The organism is Seramator thermalis (genome assembly GCF_004138125.1).
Lineage (GTDB): Bacteria > Bacteroidota > Bacteroidia > Bacteroidales > Dysgonomonadaceae > Seramator > Seramator thermalis.
This window is the reverse complement of record NZ_RXHS01000002.1, coordinates 174,868-195,024: the sequence shown is the minus strand read 5'-3', so window position 1 is coordinate 195,024 and position 20,157 is coordinate 174,868. Positions and strand designations below refer to the sequence as shown.

The window sequence follows — 20,157 nt, the reverse complement described above, 5'->3', positions numbered from 1 at the left end:
AATCATGAAAAGGAATCTTTTAAAATACAGTTTAATACTTTCATTTTCACTCGCTCTTTTCGGGTGCTCATTGGATGAAACTCCAATCGACCAGTTACCTGAAAACGAAGCTTATAAAAGTCCTTCGCTCATCTATCTGAACACTGTCGCCAACTTATATACGGAAATTGGCGGATCCGGTGGAGGTAACGGATTAGCCGGAACGGATAGGGGCATTTACGACTTAAATACCTTTACTGCAGATGAAGTGATGCTTCCCACGCGTGGTGGCGACTGGTTCGATGGAGGCCTATGGCAAGACTTATTCAAACACAATTGGAAATCCGACAATTCTGTTATTTTAAACAGCTGGAATTATCTATATCGCGTAATCGGAAAAATAAACATGTCTCTCGACAAATTAAACAGTCTTATCGAGCAAGATCCCGAAAACACCTATCTTCCAGTTTACAAAGCAGAAATAAGAGCATTGCGTGCCATGTACTACTATTACTTGATGGATTTGTTTGGACGCGTACCCATTGTGGAAACTGCTACGACTCAGATATCTGACGTTCAGCAATCTACGCGCTCGGGAGTATTTAACTTCGTGGTCACAGAATTGCAGGAGTCTATTCCATATCTTTCGACAGCAAACAGTTCGAAAACCGGAGAATACTACGGGCGAATGACACGACCCGTCGCATTTTTCCTGATGGCCAAGCTCGCCTTAAATGCACAGGTTTATGCTGATGACGATTGGACGGACAATAACGGAATTCCAAACGGAACAGCCACATTTACTATTAACGGGGCAACGAAAACCCCCTGGGAAGCTACGGTTGCCTATTGCGATTCTATTACGGCTCTCGGATATGAGCTCGAAAGCGATTTTTCAGCGAATTTCAGCATCAGCAACGAATCATCCAAAGAAAATATCTTTGTGATACCGATGGATCCGATAAATTTCACGGCACGTAACATGAATTTGGTTCGTTCGCGTCACTACGCACACGGCAAAGCTTATTCGCAAGATGGTTGGAATGGTTCTTCGGCTACGAAAGAAGCATTAGCTATCTTCAGAAAAGGCACTGAAGACCCACGTATGGGAAAAACATATTTCACAGGCAAAGTGAAAGGGCCGGACGGAAACTTCATCAAAGACGGCGATGCCGACTTGGAATACAAACCCGATGCAATCGCATTGGATGTTAGTGGAACGACTTTCGAGAAGACGGCAGGAGCGCGTATGGCAAAATACGAAACAGATCCTACTGCCCAGGCTGCCGGACAACTTCCACATAACGATTGGGTACTATTCCGCTATGCCGACGTATTGTTGATGAAATCGGAAGCTTTGGTTCGTATGGGACAAAGTGGAGACGACGATTTGGGTAAAGTCAGAACAAGAGCGGGCGCTTCTTCACGGGTAGCAACACTCGACAATATTTTGGACGAAAGATTGCTCGAACTTGCTTGGGAAGGTTGGCGTCGCCAGGATTTAATCAGATTCGGAAAATATACTCAACCGATATCGGATAGACCTACTTCAGCTCCTACTAAAACTGTTTTCCCAATTCCGGCAGATGTTTTGTCGTTAAATACTAACCTAACTCAAAATCCGGGATACTAATTCAAACGTTTAAATCAAAAAAATATGAAACATATATATAAATATCTCGTATTCTTATTGCTCCCATTCCTTGCGAATTGTAGCGATAACGAAAACTGGACCATAGTCACGGATGTTCAACCCGGTACATATATTACGGGTTCGGCAACCATGTATAGTGGTGAAGCTCCGGCATCCGCTCTTAAAGTTTTTCCGTTAGATGGAAATGCTGATGGTCTATCCGAATTAGTGGGTATATACACTTGGCTCAACGCCGATGGCGATTTCACCATTTCCATCGCAACCGATCTCAATCAAGTTGTCAAATATGGTAAAGGTGACGAGGTGAAAAAAACAAATAATATTGCCGTATATTCTCTCGTACAAGATGCCACTCCTCTTAAAGTCGATCAAGACGGATTTTATTTTATTGTCGTAAATACCAGCCTGAAAGAGATCAATATACTTCCTGTCAATTATGGGATTATCGGAGCAGCAACTGCTCAAGGTTGGAATGCTGAAACGCCTTTTGATACGCCGACTTTCGATGGAAAACTTACCGTAACTTGGAAAGGAACTGTTAATCTGACTTCCGGCGAATATAAATTCAGATATGGCGGTGATTGGGGAAATTATGTAAATGTATCGGATGGCACAACAGCTCGTCTTTTTACTGACTTGGGCAACATAGGAACTTCTGCAGCCCCTTTGATTGAAAACTCTCTATCTCAAATTAAACCCGGCGGCGCAAATTTCTCAACCTCTTTCGGCGGCCAATTCGAATTTGCTATACAGTATGATTTAAGATCAAGAACATTCAATGCAACCTATGTATTGATTGGTGGCCCTGTTATTCCTCCAACTTATCCTGAAAATGTCTATTTGGTTGGTGATGCTACTGCTTATGGATGGGACTCACCCGGAACGCATGCCGCTGCCGAAATGCATAAACTTGCCGGAGGAGGTGAAAATGTGGGAATCTATTGGAAAATTCTTTACCTCGAAGGAGGAAAAGGATTCAAAGTATCAAATGCCAATTGGAGCGATCCCAACTTGGGCTTTGGTGAAATAACTGAATTTGATCCAAACGGCGGAACCGTATCGAACAGTGGAGGCAATATGTCCGTTGCGGAATCGGGAATGTACACCATAGTTCTCGATTTGCGAAACAATGCCAAAAAACTTTCTGTCGTAAAAGCTTCAGTTTATGGAATTGGCGATGCTTTTGGAGGCTGGGATAAAGACGTGGCAGCAAATAAGTTCACTGCCGATAATACTGCGAAGACTCTTGTATCGCCGCCGTTGAAAGCGAATGGCAATATTCGCATGTACGTTTCTCATCCATGGATTCCTGATTGGTGGAATGCCGAATTCAATGTGTTTGGCACCGATATCATCTATCGAAACGATGGTGGCGACCAGGCCGCCGTTCCAGGTACCGCAGGTCAGATTATTACACTTCATTTCGATGACAATAAAGGGTCAATCAACTAACAAATTAGATTAATACGAGAAAGGTCGGAAGCTGTTGAAAATGGCAGCTTCTGACTTTTTTAGCTTTTTCAGTATGAAAAAAATATATTTTTATCTCTTACTTTTCTTATCCATTGAACTCAGTGCCCAACAGATAAACATCGAGCCGGCCTTCTGGTGGAGCGGCATGCAGGAATCCGAATTACAGTTGCTGGTTTACGGCAGCAATATAGCCGATTACAAGGCAACGATCACTTCGCCGCATGTTTATCTGAAAGAGTCGGTGGCGCTCGAAAGCCCAAACTATAAATTGCTTTATCTCGACATCTCGAAAAGCATTCCCGAAACGTTCGATATTGTTTTCACCAACGGCAAAAAGAAAATTACCATTCATTACGAACTCAAACAACGCGACCCATCGCGAAAGAATGTAAAAGGGTTCGACTCATCGGATGTACTCTACCTCATTATGCCCGATCGGTTTGCCAATGGTGATCCTACGAATGACCAATTGTCGATGCGCATGCCCTACAAAGTAGATCGCAACGATCCAAACGCACGTCATGGAGGTGACTTGAAAGGTATCTCCGATCATTTAGACTATCTTCATAATCTGGGCGTTACGGCCATTTGGCTAAATCCTGTGCTCGAAAACGATATGGATGGCGGCTCGTATCACGGATATGCAACTACCAATTATTATCGCGTCGATCCGCGATTCGGAAGCAACGATGAGTATGTAAAACTTATCAAAGATACTCATGCCAAAGGCATGAAGGTGGTGATGGATATGATTTTCAATCATTGCGGCAGCGATCATCCATGGATGAAGGATATTCCTTCGAAAGACTGGTTCAACAACCTCGATCCTTATGTGCAAACCACCCATGTGAAAGAGGTTTATTACGATCTGTATGCATCGAAATACGATACCAAACAAATGACCGACGGTTGGTTTGTCCCTTCCATGCCCGACCTCAACCAACGCAACAGACATGTTGCCAAATATCTGATTCAAAACAGTATTTGGTGGATCGAATATGCGGGTGTGGACGGCATACGTCAGGACACTTACCCCTATGCCGACTATCAGATGATGATTGATTGGTGTCGGGCTATTGAAAAGGAGTACCCGAATTACAATATCGTAGGTGAAGCATGGTACAACAATCCCGTTGGCACGGCTTTTTGGCAAAAAAACAGCAAACTCAACAATAAAGAAAATACCCAATTGAAATCTGTCATGGATTTCCGCTTGATGGGACTGGCTCATTCCGCTTTTTTCGAAGAAACCGGAGAATGGGGAGGCGGCTTGCGCAATATTTACGAACACATGACTACGGATTACGTTTATCCCGATATTTACAACGTGCTGCGGTTTCTCGACAATCACGACACCGATCGTTTTCTGCCCGAAATGCCGAAAAATCTCGACAGCTTTAAGCAAGGAATTACTTTTCTGCTCACCATTCCGGGAATTCCCCAAATTTATTACGGAACGGAGCTGCTGATGAATGGAAACAAGAGCAAAAGTGATGGCGATATTCGCAAAGATGTACCGGGCGGCTGGCCGGATGATTCGGTCAATCAATTTACGGCCGAAGGCAGAAGTGAACTGCAAAACGAAGCGTTCAACTTCATGCAAAAGTTGTTGAAATGGCGTCAAGGCAACGAAATTCTTGCCAAAGGCAAAATGAAACACTACGTGCCGCAAAACGGAGTTTATGTGTATGAACGCTATCTGAACGACAAAAGCATCGTCGTTTTCATGAATGGAACTTCCAAAGAAGCTTCGATTGACCTTGGTCGGTACACAGAATCTATTAAGAACAGAAAAACGGCTAACGACATCATATCAGGTCAGCAAATTCAGTTTGCCGATAAATTGGTTATGTCGCCGCGCCAAATTATGATTTTCGAAATATAATCGCATTAATTGTGGGATATGAAATATAATAAACTGATTCTTTTTTCGCTCTTGTGGCTGTGTTTGGCATGGGCTTGTAGCGACAATACGCCTAATGTTGATACGCCGAAGCAAACTCCATTGCCTGCCGGCTTGATAGAAGGAATAAACGTGATCAACAATTCAACGGTAACTTTCGTGCTGTATGACAAGGACAAAAATGGCGTGAGTTACGATTACGCTTACGTTGTAGGTGATTTCAACAACTGGCAACAAACTGACGACGACAAATCGATGATGAATCGCGATGATGCATCAGGATTTTGGTGGCTCACGATTTCAGGGCTGGATCCTTCAAAGGAATATGCTTTCCAGTATGTGCTCAAGAAGAATACCGGCGAAACAGTGAGAACTGCCGATGCCTATTCGCGCAAGATTCTCGATCCGGCAAATGATCCGTATATTCCGTCGTCCACCTATTCGGACAACAAAACCTATCCGTCCGCAGGAGCAAGCGGAATTGTATCTGTATTTAAAATCCAACCCGATAACTATTCGTGGCAAGTACCCGACTTCACGCCTCCGGCGGTGGATCATCTGGTGATTTACGAAATGCTGTTACGCGATTTCACCACCTCAAGTGATATCAACGGAGCTCTGCAAAATCTCAATTATCTGAAATCGATGGGTGTAACGGCCATCGAGCTGATGCCGGTGCAGGAATTCGACGGCAACGACAGCTGGGGTTACAATCCCTGTTTTTATTTCGCCATGGACAAGGCCTATGGAACCGACCAGATGTACAAACAATTCATCGACGAGTGCCACAAACGCGGCATGGCCGTCATCCTCGACGTAGTATACAATCACGCTACGGGAAACAATCCATTCGCGAAAATGTGGTGGGATTCGGTCAACAACCGACCTGCTGCCAACAATCCGTATTTCAACGTAACGGCACCACACCCCTACAGTGTTTTCAACGATTTCAATCACGAATCGCCACTGGTGCGCAAATTTGTGAAACGCAACTTGCAGTTTTTGCTGGAGGAGTACAAGGTCGACGGCTTCCGGTTCGACTTGTCAAAGGGATTTACGCAGAAATCGAGTACTGAGGCCACTGCTGCCAATTACGATGCTTCACGCATTGCCATCCTGAAAGATTACAATACTGCTATCAAAGCCGTAAAACCCGATGCCTTTGTTATTTTGGAACATTTTGCCGACGACAGGGAAGAAACCGAATTGTCCAATGCCGGAATGATGGTATGGCGAAACGTAAATTGGCAATATTGCCAATCGGCAATGGGATACAAGACTGATAATTCGGATATTTCTCCGGCGTATTATGGAACCGCATCACGTCCTGCGAATAGTTTGGTATCGTATATGGAAAGTCACGACGAAGAACGTGCCGGATACAAGCAAACGCAATGGGGCAACGGCATTCTGAAAACCGATCTCGGTGCACGCATGTCGCAACTTGAAGCCAATGCGGCCTTCTTTTTCACCGTTCCGGGTCCGAAAATGGTATGGCAATTCGGAGAAATGGGCTACGACGTATCCATCGACTATAACGGACGCACGGGCAAAAAACCGGTCAAATGGGATTATCTCAATGTGCCTGAGCGAAAAAAATTGTATGACACGTACACCAAGCTGATCGAATTCCGAAACGACAACCCCGAACTTTTCAATTCGACGGCAACCATGAGTTGGAAAGTATCCGAATCGGATTGGGAGAAAGGCCGATTTCTGACACTGTCATCGTTTGGCAATGCCAAACAGGTGGTGGTGATCGGCAATTTCACGAATGAAGCTATCACTACCTCAACTACATTCCCAAAAACCGGAACATGGAATAATTACATGAATCCGTCGGAAAGCCTCGACGTTTCATCCACCACAATGGATGGTATTACGCTGCCGGCAAACAGTTTCAAAATGTACACCAGTTTTTGATTAACAAAATATTCATATCATAAAACTTAGAAGAAAAAATAGCAGATGAAAAAAATCTTTCTTTGCTTGCTTTCGCTCTGCGCATTGTTCACGCTGAAAGCAAACGCACAAACACTTTCGTCCCCCAACGGACAGTTACAGGTCCTATTTTCTGTTGATGACGGCATACCAACTTATCAACTCTCGTATAAAGGAAAAACGGTAATCAAACCTTCCAAAATGGGATTGGAGTTGTTTGACAGTCCCGATTTGATCCACAATTTTTCGATTATCGATACGCAGACCTCCTCTTTCGACGAAACATGGACACCTGTGTGGGGCGAAGAATCGAAAATCCGCAACCATTACAACGAAATGGCAGTAACGCTTCAGCAAGAGAATACCCAACGAAAAATGATTGTGCGGTTTCGATTGTTTGACGACGGACTGGGTTTTCGTTACGAATTTCCCGAACAATCCGAACTGACCTATTTCGTGATCAAAGAAGAGCGCACGCAATTTGCCATGACGGGCGATCATACGGCTTTTTGGATTCCGGGCGATTACGATACGCAGGAATACGATTATACGACTTCGCATCTTTCCGAAATACGCAGCCTGATGCAAAAAGCCATCACACCCAACGCCTCCCAAACTCCGTTTTCGCCTACCGGCGTGCAAACGGCGCTCATGATGAAAACAGCCGACGGCTTATACATTAATCTGCATGAAGCTGCGCTTGTGGACTATTCATGTATGCATCTCGATCTGGACGATAAAAATTTCGTTTTCGAATCGCATCTCACGCCCGATGCACAGGGACGGAAAGGATATCTGCAAACCCCATGCGTATCACCTTGGCGAACGATCATCGTGAGCGACAAGGCCACCGACATTCTGCTTTCGCGCATTACGCTCAATTTGAACGAACCATGCAAACTCGAAGATACTTCGTGGATCAAACCGGTGAAATACGTTGGCGTATGGTGGGAAATGATCACCGGAAAAAGTACATGGGCTTATTGTGATCTGCCAAGCGTTAAACTGGATTTAACGGATTACACCAAAGTTAAGCCCAATGGCAAACATGGCGCAAACAACGATAATGTGCGTCGATATATCGATTTTGCAGCCGAAAACGGATTCGATCAGGTGCTCGTTGAAGGTTGGAACGTTGGTTGGGAAGACTGGTTCGGAAAGTCGAAAGATTATGTATTCGATTTCGTAACCCCCTACCCCGATTTCGATTTGAAAGCACTCAACGATTATGCCCACAGTAAAGGCGTGAGGCTGATGATGCACCACGAAACATCTTCATCAACCCGCAACTATGAACGACACATGGAAGAAGCATACGCTCTGATGAACACATACGGCTATAATGCCGTCAAAAGTGGTTATGTGGGCAATATACTTCCACGGGGTGAGCATCACTACGGACAGTGGATCAACAATCATTATCTGTATGCCGTGCAAAAAGCTGCCGAACATCATATCATGGTCAATGCGCACGAAGCCGTTCGACCGACAGGGCTATGCCGCACCTATCCGAATTTGATCGGAAACGAATCGGCTCGAGGAACGGAATATCAGGCTTTTGGCGGAAGCAAACCCAATCATACGACTATTCTTCCTTTTACACGATTAATTGGCGGTCCGATGGATTACACGCCCGGAATTTTCGAAATGGATATTGCCAAAATCAATCCCGAAAATGATTCGCATGCCAACGTAACTCTTGCCAACCAATTGGGATTGTACGTTACCATGTATAGTCCGCTGCAAATGGCAGCCGACCTGCCCGAAAACTACGAGCGTTTTGCCGATGCTTTCCAATTCATCAAGGACGTGGCGATTGACTGGGACGAAACGCGTGTGCTCGAAGCCGAGCCCGGACAATACATCACCTATGCCCGTAAGGCCAAGGGTGAAAACGAATGGTTTGTGGGCAACACCAACGGCTACGACGCCCGCACTTCTAATATTGTGTTCGATTTTCTCCCCAAAAACACAACATACGAAGCCACCATCTATTCCGATGCGAAGGACGCAAACTACAAAACCAATCCTCAAGCTTATCAAATAAAGAAAATGAAAGTTTCGAGCAAATCGAAACTGTCGCTTTATTGCGCTCCGGGCGGAGGATATGCCATCAGCATCAAACCGCTATAATGAAAAATCCATACACACTGACGTTATCCCTTGCCTTACCAAGGCAGGGGATTTTTTTGTTCGAAAAGAGAGAATCTGAAAAATCAACAAACTTTTAGTATATTTGCCTGCGAATCTAATATTTTATAATCGATGAAAGAAAAGAAAAAAATCACACTGAATATCCAATCGGAAGTAGGCAAATTGGAAGCGGTACTCATTCATTATCCGGGTCCCGAAGTCGAAAACATGACCCCGAAATATGCCGAACGGGCTTTGTATAGCGACATCCTCAACCTTTCGATTGCTCAAAGGGAATACGCACAACTGCAAGGCGTGCTGCAAAAGACTTCCACCGTGGTTGAAGTTGCGCAGCTATTGGAGAAAGTGCTGGAAAACCACGAGATGAAACTTTCGTTGCTTCGGAAAGTATGTGCTGCCGAACAGGCTGAAGATTACTTGGACTTTCTGCTCGAAATGACACCTCAACAAACGGCCAAAGTATTGATTGAAGGCCTTCCGTTGCAGATCAAAAGTTTGACCGATTTTCTGAAAGACGAGTATTATGCCCTCAAACCGCTTTATAACTTTTATTTCACCCGCGATCCGGCAGGAGTGATCGGCAACAATGCACTTGTCTGCAAAATGGCGAATGCCGTCCGCGTACGCGAATCGCTCATCATGAATGCCATTTTCGAAAGCGATTTGTTTTTCGAAGGGAACCAAATCAATATGTACGATGTCTCGCAAAACAATCCGACGGTGAAAATCGAAGGAGGCGATATTCTTGTTCTTCGCGACGATATTTTGTTGGCAGGAAGCGGCGTTCGCACAAGTCCGGAAGCTATTGACCTGCTGATTCAGCAGTTGTGCAAAAATGATCCGGCGAAAAAACACATCATCGTCCAGCAACTGCCCGACAGTCCCGAATCGTTTATTCATCTCGACATGGTTTTCACGATGCTCGATACCAATACGGCAATGGTATATCGCCCTCTCATTTTGGGGAACACTCCCTATCGAACCGTCCATATTCAAATCGATAACGGAAAGGTAACCAAGATATCGTCCGTTGCCAATATTCCGACCGCTCTGCGAAAACTGGGAATGGAAATCGAACCGATCATTTGCGGCGGTAAATCTGACGATTGGGATCAGGAACGCGAACAATGGCATAGCGGTGCCAACTTTTTGGCATTGGCACCCGGTAAAGTCATTTCATACGCTCGAAATATTCACACACTGGAAGAGTTGAATAAGAATGGATACGAAATCGTTTCGGCGTGGGATATCATCAATGACAAATACGATATCAACGCCGAAAGCAAATGTGTGATCACGCTCGAAGGTTCCGAACTTCCCCGTGGCGGAGGTGGCCCTCGCTGTATGACGATGCCACTGAAAAGAGGCTAAATAATTTGCCGATTTGATGATGTATAGATTAGTCGATGATGACATTTCGGATCAAACAAGTTTTCGAAATCGATTCGTTTTCTTGGTTCTATCTGAAATAGAGTGAGTAGATAAAATTGAGGGTGCCTCATGAATTACGGATAGCCGGCTTATTACGACAATTCCGCTCTTCCTTCTCCATTCCCTATTTTACATTAGCAATTAATTTCTCGACCTCATCACATCATCGGGGTACCCGATCTGCGCAGAGAGCGTTCCGTCGGGCAAAAGACAAGCTGTTTGATCCGTCAGCTGACGGAGAGTTGTTTGTCTTTTAGCGAACAAGCAGCTACAAGCTCACAACTTTTGAATTCAACTTATTTGTAATTATCAATTCACAATTCCCATTTCTAAATTCTAAATTTCTTTACTTCTTTAATTATCAATTCTTAATTATACATTGTACATTATTTTTTGGAGATGCAGTCTTGATCTTTTTGGCATCAAGGCAAAAAAACGTGGGGTTTGGGGCAAACTCGCAAAAGTCAATGAACACCATGAGTTGAGCAAAAAACATGAGTTGAGCAGAAAAGTTGCGACCTCTTAAGATAGTGTTTTCACGTTTACCCGTATAAATTCATATCAAACTTTTTCACTCATAAAACATAGTTAATTACTGAAAATAACCATCAATATTTATTTAATATCACATTCTTTTTAATTCGTAAATATGTTCACGTTCATTCACATTTGGATATAGTCGTTAAGTTGAAACGGCTGTTTTATATCACTTTTTACACTTTATAACGCGACGAGTAGGTTTTGTGTCATAATATTGGTCACTTTCCATTTTGACGAGTGACCTTTGTGTTCACACAAAACGTACTTTCCAAAATGCGGAATGGCATTTGTGAACCCAAAATGGTCGCTTTTCACTTTGACGACCGACCTTTTACGATTTACATGACCCGCTTCGTTAACAAATTATGCAATGTTTCTCCATTTTCGATAACTATTTTTAAGGGAGAGTGGCTTTTGTGCAGACACAAAACTCGTTCCTCACGGCGACGAGTGAGTTTTGTCTGCGAGCAAAGGTCGTTCGTCTTAACGCCGAATAACCTTTTTAGGAGGACAAAGGTCGTTCCGCATTTTGCGGAGTGAGTTGTTTCGATAGTAAAAGGTCGTTCCTCGCAATGCGGAGTGGGCAAAACGGTAAAAACAGGTCACTCCGCATCCTGCGGAAGGGGTGTTTTACCGGTAAAAAGTCGTTCCTCAGCGCGAAAAGTAGGTTTTGTCTGTGCACAAAAGCCGTTCCTCGTGATAACAAGTCGTAATTTTCGGCAGAAAATTATCGTTCCTTTAACAGTCCGGTAACCTTTTCGAATAGCGATTGGTCGTTCCGCAAAAGGGAGACCCTATAATGCAGCAGAATAATGGTCATTCGGCAAATTGCAAAAGTATCCTAATAAGACAGAATTGTGGTTCTGTAGCTTCCAAAATCATGAAGAAAGTCGATTGATTAACAAAATTATTGCGAAGAAAGAATAATCCCTACAAACCGTGCGTTTATAGAATATTTTTTATCTCGCTCAACGATTTCACTGTAAAAGTTGGTTCGAAACCTACCGCTCCTGCTCCCGAAGGATTAAACCATATCTGATCGATGCGACTGTTGTGGGCGCCAACAATGTCGGCATCCCAACTATCGCCGATCATCAACGTCTGATCACGTCGCGAATTGGTATTTTTGAGGGCATACGTAAACATGTCGGGATGAGGTTTGTTTTTGCCTGCATCCTCCGAAAGAATGATTTTGTCGAAATAGGGACGCAATCCCGAATTTTCTATTTTCTTATACTGCACTTCTCGAAAACCATTGGAGAGAATATGCATTCGATATTTCGGTTTTAAATATTCGAGCAACTCCTTTGTCCCTTCCACAAGTCCGGTTTTGTGGGTCGTTCGTTCGAGGAAATCGTCGCTCAGTTTCTTCGCAAATTCAGGATCATCGATACCAAACGGACGCACCGGAACTAAAAATCGCTCGACAATCAATTCATCTTTCGTGATTTGACCGAGTCGGTATAATCCCCACAAATGATTGTTTGAGGGCATATAAACATTATAAAAATCGTCGAACGTGGAATAAAACCGATCGAAACGATAATCGCTAAAAATTTCTTCGAGACATTCTTTCCCATTTTGGTGAATATCCCAAAGCGTATCGTCGAGATCGATAAACAGATTCTTATATTTCATCACTGCAACAAAATTACGGAGCGGCTTCACTCTCCGCCTTGTGAAACAGGCAGTGCAAAAGTCGCTCCGCGAACTAATTTTATTTTTTTGGAAAAATCCTATGAAACTTCAATCACCAAAAACTTGGTCAGACTCCAGAAACGTTGCGTATCCGTGATATGGAAAGTAAGATTTCCGTCACTTCCTTTCACAAACTCATACGTTCCTTCGGGATGAGTGGACCAAAGTTTGGCTTTTTTTGCATACAGTGGAATTTGTGTAACCTCACGAATATCTATTTTCAGAAAATAGTCCTTGTTGAAGGTGTCTTTCATCACTTTTGTCGATTGCAAGAAGCCACCTGACAAAATTTTCTGCTCTTTCAACTCGTTGGCAGTCCCAAAAACGTAATAGGCTGTATGCAGGGTTTTGTCTTGTTCCTGAATAGTTTGAGCCTGTGTTTGTGTTTCTTCGGCGAGTGAAGAAATATCACTCGACAATTGAGCAATAGCAATGTCTTTTTTGGCGAGTTCGGTTTGTAAATCATCGATGCGCGCAGCACTTTCCTGCATTTCGCGATTAAGGCGCTCGATGGTATTCTTGAGCGCAGCCACCTGTTTATTGCTACCGGCCAGCTTCTGGTTCAACGAATTGAGTTGAGCTTTATTCTTTTGAAGAATTTCGTTTATCATTTTAAAATTATCCTCCACACGCTGCTTTGTATCCTGGCTCATCTCGCCACTTTGCGATGATTGTGTCGAAATATACTTTTCGGCCTCTCTGATCTTGTCAAAATTAGCCTCCACATCGCTAATTACCGACATCATTTCCGCAACTTCGGCATCAGCCGTAACCGTCAACTGCAATAGAGAATCGCGCTCGGCCTCAAGTGCCTTATACTCTTTCGATTCCTTCACATTTGTGCACGAGAATATCAATCCCATGCTAAGAAATAAAATCCATCCTTTTTTCATATTGTTGTATTATTTGTAATTCTTCGTGAAACCAACATCAATTTTTATGAATCTAACGCCTGTCTGCTTCACTTATTTGGTTATTTACTATTTCTTTTTATGTACTTATTCACTACACTATTCAACGAATTAACAATTAAAATGTTTATCCGATTTCGATATTTGATGCTATAATACGTCAATTTAATTTTCTTTTCCACTCACAACAATAACAAATTCTCCTTTGGGCTGATTTTCAGAGAAATGAGCAATCAACTGCGAAAGTGTGCCGCGAACGGTTTCTTCGAATTTTTTTGAAATTTCTCGCGAAACCGACGCATAACGATTTTCACCGAAAAAATCTGCAAATTGAGCCAATGTTTTCACAACTCGAAAGGGCGATTCGTAAAAAACCATTGTTCGGGTTTCGTCGGCCAACTCTTTCATTCGCGTTTGCCGTCCTTTTTTTTGAGGTAAAAAACCTTCAAAAACGAAACGATCGCAAGGAATGCCGGAGACAACAAGAGCCGGAATAAAAGCCGTAGGACCAGGCAAACATTCTACTTCGATACCCTCTTTCACACATTCGCGCACCAAAAGAAAACCGGGATCGGAAATAGCGGGTGTACCGGCGTCGGTAATCAAAGCAATCGTAATTTCTCCTTTAAGTCGTTCGACGAGTTGTGGAAGCATTTGATGTTCGTTGAACTTGTGATGCGACTGAAGGTGCGTTTCAATCTCGAAATGTCTCATCAAGAAACCACTCGTGCGCGTATCTTCTGCCAAAATCAAATCAGACGACTTGAGGGTCTTGATTGCTCTCAAGGTCATGTCTTCGATATTACCCACCGGGGTTGGCACCAGTATTAATTTTCCCATAAAAAATATCCGGTTTCGATAAACGACTGATTGATCATTCAAAGCCTTTTTTGATAGCAAACAAAAAATCTTGTACAACAGAATCGTCGAAGTTCCACGAAGTGTTTTCTTTCAGATATTTTTCGGCTTCATTAAAATTACCAAAAGAATTCAATCTGGTAATCATATCATTCATTGCATCTCGACTATTACCAAACAGCTCACGTTGAAACAAAAAACGATCGTTTAAGCTGACGGCCTTTTTCAGATCGATAACGGCAGGTTCCTTTCCAATCGTTTCGTTGAATGATTTTATGGACGCATCACCTGTTTCTTTGGCGCTTTCAATATTTTTAGGAGAAACGGAAACGGCATCAACATCAGCCTTTCGATTTTCCGGCTTCATGTATTGAGGAAAAACGATATTCTCCGCATATTTATTGTGCTGATGTGTTGAATCGGATGAAAGTTCCGGTTTTATAATCTGATTTGAGCGATCGTCAACTTTCGAGTTTTTTTCACCCGGCTTTTCCTCTTCATTATTATATTTTTCTTCTTGCCGATCAATCGATTTATCCTGCATTCTGTTTTCGGTTTCGGAAAGAAATTTCACCAATTTCTCCATCTGCATTTTCATTTCGTCCACCTGCATATTTTCGAGTTCGTGCAGCAAACGCATAATTTTCTCGGTTTGATCGAAAGACTCTTTGAAGAATGAAAACGAAAACACATCTTCATTTATTGAAGATTCAACGTTCTGTTCCAACCGTCTGACGGTTGACAGGAGTAGATTCGAATATTCTTTTTTCTTGTCCAACACGAGTATTGTTTTGCGATCTTGCGACCGAGTTTCAATTGCTTAATCGATGCAAAAGTAGCAATTATTTGGCAAGAGCAATCAAATCGTTTGGGAAATTTACGAGGTATAATGTTTGCGAGCTGCGTGTGATTGCGGTATAAAGCCATCTATAAAAGGATGAATTCATATAGGATCTATCGATATAGCCAACATCAAGAAAAACATTTTTCCATTCACCACCTTGTGCTTTGTGGCCGGTAACGGCATATCCATATTTGACCTGTAACGCGTTAAAATATGGATTTTCCTTTATTTTCTTCAAACGGTCGCGTTTGTGAACGATATCGGCATAGTCTTCCAACACGGCAGCATACAATGCGTCATTTTGTTCACGAGTCAAACCCGGCACTTCGGTGTGGAGGACATCCATATTGATTTTTGCTTCGAATTCGATTCCGTAATCCCTATGTCGCAAAAGCACATTGCAAAATCTGAAACCGTACATTTGTTCCGTATTGCGAATGCGTACAACTTCCACAAACTCGCCATTGGCCAAAAAATCGGTTTCTTCAAAATTTTCTGTCCAGAAATAATTATTCTTGACGATCATGAGCAAATCTCCATTCGACAACTCTTCTTCGCGATAGAGCACAGCATTTCGAATGCCGTTGTTGAAAACATTCACACGCTTGTTGGATCGCGAAATTACAATAGTTTCTTCAATTCCGTCGCGACGATAAGCATCGGATATTTCTTCAATTAGTTCGCCGCCACCGATTTTTTTCACATCGTGAAATGAATTCAGGCGCAACTTCGGAAAATCGTCCACTGCCTCATCGCGCAAGGCATTACGAAGCATGGTAGCATTGAAAAGAATACCGGATACTTTTTCCTGTCGAACAATTTCGGTCAGCATACATTCCGTCACACTCAATCCGTAAGATTGCAAGGTAGGCAGATCGAGTGCAGGACTATTTTCCTGCATAACGGGAGGAAGTTGAGCGGTATCACCTAAAAACAACAGACGACAACCAACACCCGAATAAACATACTCAACCAAATCGTCGAGCAAACGTCCCGATCCAAAAATCGAAAATTCACCCGACTCGTTACTAATCATTGATGCTTCATCAACGATAAACAAAGTGTGCTTGTGAAGGTTTTCGGACAGTTTAAAACGTGAGCCGGCGTCCGTCACCCTTTGTTGTCTATAGATTTTTTTGTGAATGGTTGAAGCTTGTTGTCCGGCATATCCGGCAAACACTTTAGCTGCCCTTCCGGTTGGTGCCAGCAACACTGTTTTTTGATCGAAATCATTCATCGTTTTAACCAAACTTCCAATCAGTGAAGACTTGCCGGTGCCGGCATAACCTTTCAGAACAAATATATGGTCATCATCTTTTGAAAAGAGGAAATCTACAATTTTTTCAATAGCTTTACGTTGATCCTCTGTGAATGTATAAGCAAAATTCGCACTGATTTTATCGATAAAAAATCGATTTATCATTTTTTCTCTGTTTTTTTTCCGTAAAAATAGTACATTTATTATTCTTTTTCTAAATTTGTAGTCGAAATTCAGAAAATCAAAATTCACAAAACATAAAATTAAAAAGAACAAGTCCATGAAAGTTGTATTAAGGGCGATTCTGATTGCCGCCATCCTACTTTTAGGGTTTCTTTGCTGGAGAAGTATCCAAGCCCCTATCGAGTTTCAGAGAGAAGTAGCAAAACGCGAAAAAGCTGTCATTCAACGATTGATTGACATTCGTACATCTCAAGTCGCTTTCCGCGATGTAAATGGTAGATATACGGCGAGTTTTGACAGTTTGGTAGATTTCGTAAAAAACGGGAAGGTTGTCACCCTCAGTCGTTATGGCGATTTGACGGAAGAACAGCTCGAAAGTGGAATGACGGAAGAAAAAGCGATGCAAATCATTCGCACCGGCAATGAAAAAGCTATTCGTGCGGCCGGACTGTGGGATGAAGAAAACAACCGTCCACAACTAAGACGTGATTCTATTTATGCTCCTGCATTCGAGGTTCTTTTCCCAAATCGTCCCAAAACATTGGCAGATTCACTTCCTTACGTACCTTACGGGAACGGCGCAAAATTTGAAATGGGAACCGCAGTACTCGAAACTGCTTCAGGATATCCCGTTCAGGTATTCGAAGCCAAAACTCCATATACGACCTTCTTGGGAGATCTGGACAAAAAACTGTTGGGACAAAAGATTCAGGAAGTGTTAGATCGTCCGGGTGATCGCAATTATCCGGGGTTGAAGGTCGGATCACTCACTGTTGCCAACAACAACGCAGGAAACTGGGAATAACTTTCCGGTCGAAAAAGTATCAAATCATGTTTTTACCCGAAAATATCGATTTATCTTCGTCCGAAAAATACAATCTATCCATCCGGCTATTGCCGGGTGGATTTTCTTTTGCTCTTTATTGCCCATCCGATCCCGAAGTTTTTTTCTATAAGGAAACAACTTTTAGAGATCATTTCTCTTATAACGAAAGCATTAAAAAACTGATATTCGACTACAACTTTTTCACACTACCCTTCCACCATACACGTGTAACCATCGTTTCTCCTAAATACACGATCGTTCCGGATCATTTTTTTGACGCCGAACAATCGGACAAGTTTTTCGATTTCAACGTGAAAGACAATGAAGGGAAAATAATTTCGGACGAAATAGCCGAAATCAAATGCCATGTGTTATTCGACATCGGTCCGGAGTTGTACTATTTTCTCTCACGCAACTTATGCAATCCGGTATTTACGCATCATGCCGCCACGTTGATCCGATTTTTCTCCACTTCTGCAGATGTCGTAGAGGACGAAAAATATTGTTTGGCCAACTTCCACAATCGGATGCTCGACGTTTGTTGTTTTCATAAGCAGCAACTCCTATCAATCAATACTTTTCCGATAGAACACTCGTCCGATCCACTTTATTATCTCTTTGGGGTTTGGGAAAAGCTTCGTCTTGATCAGACGAATGATATGCTCTATGCATGCGGAGATATATCAATGCACATGGAAGTACTCGATACGCTTAAAAAACATATTAGAAACACGTCGAAACTCGACATCCAAACAAATACGATTTTCCGAGAAGTAAACCGTGAACAAATACCTCTTGACCTGATGACTGAATTATATGCGAATAATAAGCGGTAAATACAAATCTCGTCGAATACAAGTTCCACCTAATCTGAAAGCTCGTCCCACGACTGACTTTGCCAAAGAAGGCTTATTCAATATCCTGAACAATCGGATCGAATGGGAAAAAACCACTGCCCTCGATCTTTTTTCGGGAACAGGAAGCATCGCCTTTGAACTTGTGTCGCGTGGCTGCCCACAGGTAACGAGCATCGAGATAAATCCTACTCATTATCAGTTTATTTGCAAAACAAAAGATTTACTGAATGCTGAAGAGTTATATCCTCTAAAGACCGATGTATTTAAGTATCTCCAATTAACGAACGAAAAATTTGACTTTATTTTCGCTGACCCTCCATACGATCTTCCTCAGGGCAAAACGATACCCCTCATTATTCTGCAAAAACAATTGCTGCAACCGGAAGGAATATTTATCATGGAGCATTCTAAATCAGTCGATTTTTCCGATCTGCCCTTATTTGTCGAAAAACGCAGCTACGGCAATGTTCATTTTTCGATTTTCGAAAACCGATGAAGAGAGGGCTATTTCCTAAAAGGCGGTTTTACAACTTCTGCTTTAACGGGTTTGTTACGGATATTGATATAAATGGGTGTTCCGGGCTTGGCATATTCGGGTTTCACATAGCCTAGACCTATTCCAACTTTTAAAACAGGCGACATGGTGCCCGATGTTACTTTGCCGATCATTTCATTTTGCTCGTTCACTATTTCATATCCATGACGAGGAATACCCTTGTCAATCATGGTAAAGCCACAAAGTTTGCGAGGTATGCCGGCTGCTTTTTCAGCTTCGAGCGCTTCACGACCTATGAAATTATTTCCATCCACAAATTTCGTTATCCACCCCAATCCAGCCTGTAGCGGCGTTGTCGTATCGTCGATGTCGTTACCGTAGAGGCAGAAGCCCATTTCGAGGCGCAAGGTATCTCGTGCACCCAAGCCGGCAGGTTTTATTCCGAATTCTTTCCCCGCATCGAAAATAGCATCCCATATCTGTTTCCCGAACTCGGGATAAAAATAAAGCTCGAAACCTCCGGCGCCGGTGTATCCCGTGTTGGAAATAATGACATTGTCCACTCCGGCTATTTTCCCTGTAACAAAAGAATAATACGGAATGGAAGAAAGATCGACATCGGTAAGTTTCTGCAGCGTATCTTTGGCTTTAGGCCCTTGCACGGCCAATTGCGCCGTGTGATCAGAGGCATTCTCGATTTCGGCACCCATCGTATTCTGTTTCTGACACCAAGCCCAATCTTTTTCGATGTTGGCCGCATTCACCACCAGCATATATTTTTCGGGCTCGTAATGATATAGAAGAAAGTCGTCGATAATTCCACCGTTTTCGTTCACAAAACACGTATATTGAGCCTTCCCAACCGACAGGGAAGCAACATCGTTGCTCGATACTTTCTGAACAAAATCAAACGACTTTGTACCTTTAACCCAAAATTCGCCCATGTGCGAAACATCGAAAACGCCTACCGAATTGACTACCGTCAAATGTTCGTCGATAATTCCCGAATATTCGATCGGCATATTATAACCGGCAAATTCATGCATTTTTGCTCCCAGAGCAATGTGGAAATCTGTAAAGGGTGTTTTTTTCATAATTATCTTATAATTAAAAGATTATCGATTTAAAATTTTCTACCGATATGACATAAA

14 protein-coding genes and 1 pseudogene are annotated in these 20,157 nt (G+C 42.8%); 9 read left to right on the top strand and 6 right to left on the bottom strand.

The annotated features are described in order from the left end of the window. Positions 1-4 precede the first annotated feature (4 nt). The 6 genes and pseudogenes from EJN84_RS02975 to EJN84_RS02950 all read left to right on the top strand — a co-directional run bounded on the left by EJN84_RS02975 (position 5) and on the right by EJN84_RS02950 (position 10,475). Complete coding sequence (locus EJN84_RS02975) at positions 5-1,612, top strand: RagB/SusD family nutrient uptake outer membrane protein (protein ID WP_129594041.1); 1,608 nt, start codon at positions 5-7, stop codon at positions 1,610-1,612. Positions 1,613-1,636: 24 nt separating this feature from the next. Next, positions 1,637-3,085: a SusF/SusE family outer membrane protein gene (locus tag EJN84_RS02970; RefSeq protein ID WP_129594040.1), complete on the top strand. Its 1,449-nt coding sequence runs from the start codon at positions 1,637-1,639 to the stop codon at positions 3,083-3,085. 73 nt (positions 3,086-3,158) lie between these two features. Next, entirely contained in the window at positions 3,159-4,991 is a 1,833-nt protein-coding gene (locus EJN84_RS02965; RefSeq protein WP_129594039.1) for a glycoside hydrolase family 13 protein, read from the top strand. Positions 4,992-5,111: 120 nt separating this feature from the next. Next, positions 5,112-6,932 (top strand): annotated as a pseudogene (locus tag EJN84_RS02960) (alpha-amylase family glycosyl hydrolase); the annotation flags it as partial. Between the two features lie 45 nt (positions 6,933-6,977). Further along, on the top strand, positions 6,978-9,083 hold the full coding sequence (locus EJN84_RS02955; protein WP_129594037.1) for a glycoside hydrolase family 97 protein: 2,106 nt from the start codon (positions 6,978-6,980) through the stop codon (positions 9,081-9,083). A 132-nt stretch (positions 9,084-9,215) separates the two neighbouring features. Then, positions 9,216-10,475, top strand: coding sequence for an arginine deiminase (locus tag EJN84_RS02950; RefSeq protein WP_129594036.1), 1,260 nt, complete (start codon positions 9,216-9,218; stop codon positions 10,473-10,475). 1,545 nt (positions 10,476-12,020) lie between these two features. Here EJN84_RS02950 and EJN84_RS02945 read toward each other — a convergent pair. The 5 genes from EJN84_RS02945 to EJN84_RS02925 form a co-directional block, all read right to left on the bottom strand. Next, the gene (locus EJN84_RS02945) at positions 12,021-12,713 is read right to left on the bottom strand and encodes a YjjG family noncanonical pyrimidine nucleotidase (RefSeq protein WP_129594035.1); all 693 of its coding nucleotides are present in this window, start codon (positions 12,711-12,713) and stop codon (positions 12,021-12,023) included. Positions 12,714-12,811: 98 nt separating this feature from the next. Continuing rightward, the gene (locus EJN84_RS02940; protein WP_129594034.1) at positions 12,812-13,666 is read right to left on the bottom strand and encodes a Cbp1 family collagen-binding glycoprotein adhesin; all 855 of its coding nucleotides are present in this window, start codon (positions 13,664-13,666) and stop codon (positions 12,812-12,814) included. A 183-nt stretch (positions 13,667-13,849) separates the two neighbouring features. Then, positions 13,850-14,524, bottom strand: coding sequence for a 16S rRNA (cytidine(1402)-2'-O)-methyltransferase (gene rsmI, locus EJN84_RS02935; RefSeq protein ID WP_101487087.1), 675 nt, complete (start codon positions 14,522-14,524; stop codon positions 13,850-13,852). A 34-nt stretch (positions 14,525-14,558) separates the two neighbouring features. Continuing rightward, the gene (locus EJN84_RS02930; protein WP_129594033.1) at positions 14,559-15,320 is read right to left on the bottom strand and encodes a hypothetical protein; all 762 of its coding nucleotides are present in this window, start codon (positions 15,318-15,320) and stop codon (positions 14,559-14,561) included. 64 nt (positions 15,321-15,384) lie between these two features. Continuing rightward, positions 15,385-16,809: an ATP-dependent DNA helicase gene (locus EJN84_RS02925; RefSeq protein WP_129594032.1), complete on the bottom strand. Its 1,425-nt coding sequence runs from the start codon at positions 16,807-16,809 to the stop codon at positions 15,385-15,387. A 115-nt stretch (positions 16,810-16,924) separates the two neighbouring features. Here EJN84_RS02925 and EJN84_RS02920 point away from each other — a divergent pair, with 115 nt between their 5' ends. The 3 genes from EJN84_RS02920 to EJN84_RS02910 are packed head-to-tail and all read left to right on the top strand — an operon-like array spanning position 16,925 to position 19,006. Next, positions 16,925-17,632 carry a hypothetical protein gene (locus EJN84_RS02920; protein WP_129594031.1) on the top strand — a complete coding sequence of 236 codons (708 nt, stop codon included), beginning with the start codon at positions 16,925-16,927 and terminating at the stop codon, positions 17,630-17,632. Between the two features lie 26 nt (positions 17,633-17,658). Then, positions 17,659-18,489 (top strand): DUF3822 family protein, encoded by an 831-nt coding sequence (locus EJN84_RS02915; RefSeq protein WP_129594030.1) that lies wholly within the window; start codon positions 17,659-17,661, stop codon positions 18,487-18,489. Beyond that, positions 18,470-19,006 (top strand): RsmD family RNA methyltransferase, encoded by a 537-nt coding sequence (locus tag EJN84_RS02910; RefSeq protein WP_129594029.1) that lies wholly within the window; start codon positions 18,470-18,472, stop codon positions 19,004-19,006. The genes EJN84_RS02915 and EJN84_RS02910 overlap by 20 nt, the downstream gene beginning before the upstream one ends. 8 nt (positions 19,007-19,014) lie before the next feature. On the opposite strand, the gene gcvT is transcribed toward EJN84_RS02910, so the two are convergent. Then, positions 19,015-20,100 carry a glycine cleavage system aminomethyltransferase GcvT gene (gcvT, locus tag EJN84_RS02905; protein ID WP_129594028.1) on the bottom strand — a complete coding sequence of 362 codons (1,086 nt, stop codon included), beginning with the start codon at positions 20,098-20,100 and terminating at the stop codon, positions 19,015-19,017. Between the last annotated feature and the right edge of the window lie 57 nt (positions 20,101-20,157).

Coding starts and splice junctions, on each gene's coding strand:
- EJN84_RS02915 (WP_129594030.1), top strand. CDS start 17,659: ATGTTTTTACCCGAAAATATCGATTTATCTTCGTCCGAAAAATACAAT.
- EJN84_RS02940 (WP_129594034.1), bottom strand. CDS start 13,666: ATGAAAAAAGGATGGATTTTATTTCTTAGCATGGGATTGATATTCTCG.
- EJN84_RS02965 (WP_129594039.1), top strand. CDS start 3,159: ATGAAAAAAATATATTTTTATCTCTTACTTTTCTTATCCATTGAACTC.
- EJN84_RS02945 (WP_129594035.1), bottom strand. CDS start 12,713: ATGAAATATAAGAATCTGTTTATCGATCTCGACGATACGCTTTGGGAT.
- EJN84_RS02955 (WP_129594037.1), top strand. CDS start 6,978: ATGAAAAAAATCTTTCTTTGCTTGCTTTCGCTCTGCGCATTGTTCACG.
- EJN84_RS02910 (WP_129594029.1), top strand. CDS start 18,470: ATGCGAATAATAAGCGGTAAATACAAATCTCGTCGAATACAAGTTCCA.
- EJN84_RS02970 (WP_129594040.1), top strand. CDS start 1,637: ATGAAACATATATATAAATATCTCGTATTCTTATTGCTCCCATTCCTT.
- gcvT (WP_129594028.1), bottom strand. CDS start 20,100: ATGAAAAAAACACCCTTTACAGATTTCCACATTGCTCTGGGAGCAAAA.
- EJN84_RS02950 (WP_129594036.1), top strand. CDS start 9,216: ATGAAAGAAAAGAAAAAAATCACACTGAATATCCAATCGGAAGTAGGC.
- EJN84_RS02920 (WP_129594031.1), top strand. CDS start 16,925: ATGAAAGTTGTATTAAGGGCGATTCTGATTGCCGCCATCCTACTTTTA.
- EJN84_RS02975 (WP_129594041.1), top strand. CDS start 5: ATGAAAAGGAATCTTTTAAAATACAGTTTAATACTTTCATTTTCACTC.
- EJN84_RS02925 (WP_129594032.1), bottom strand. CDS start 16,809: ATGATAAATCGATTTTTTATCGATAAAATCAGTGCGAATTTTGCTTAT.
- rsmI (WP_101487087.1), bottom strand. CDS start 14,524: ATGGGAAAATTAATACTGGTGCCAACCCCGGTGGGTAATATCGAAGAC.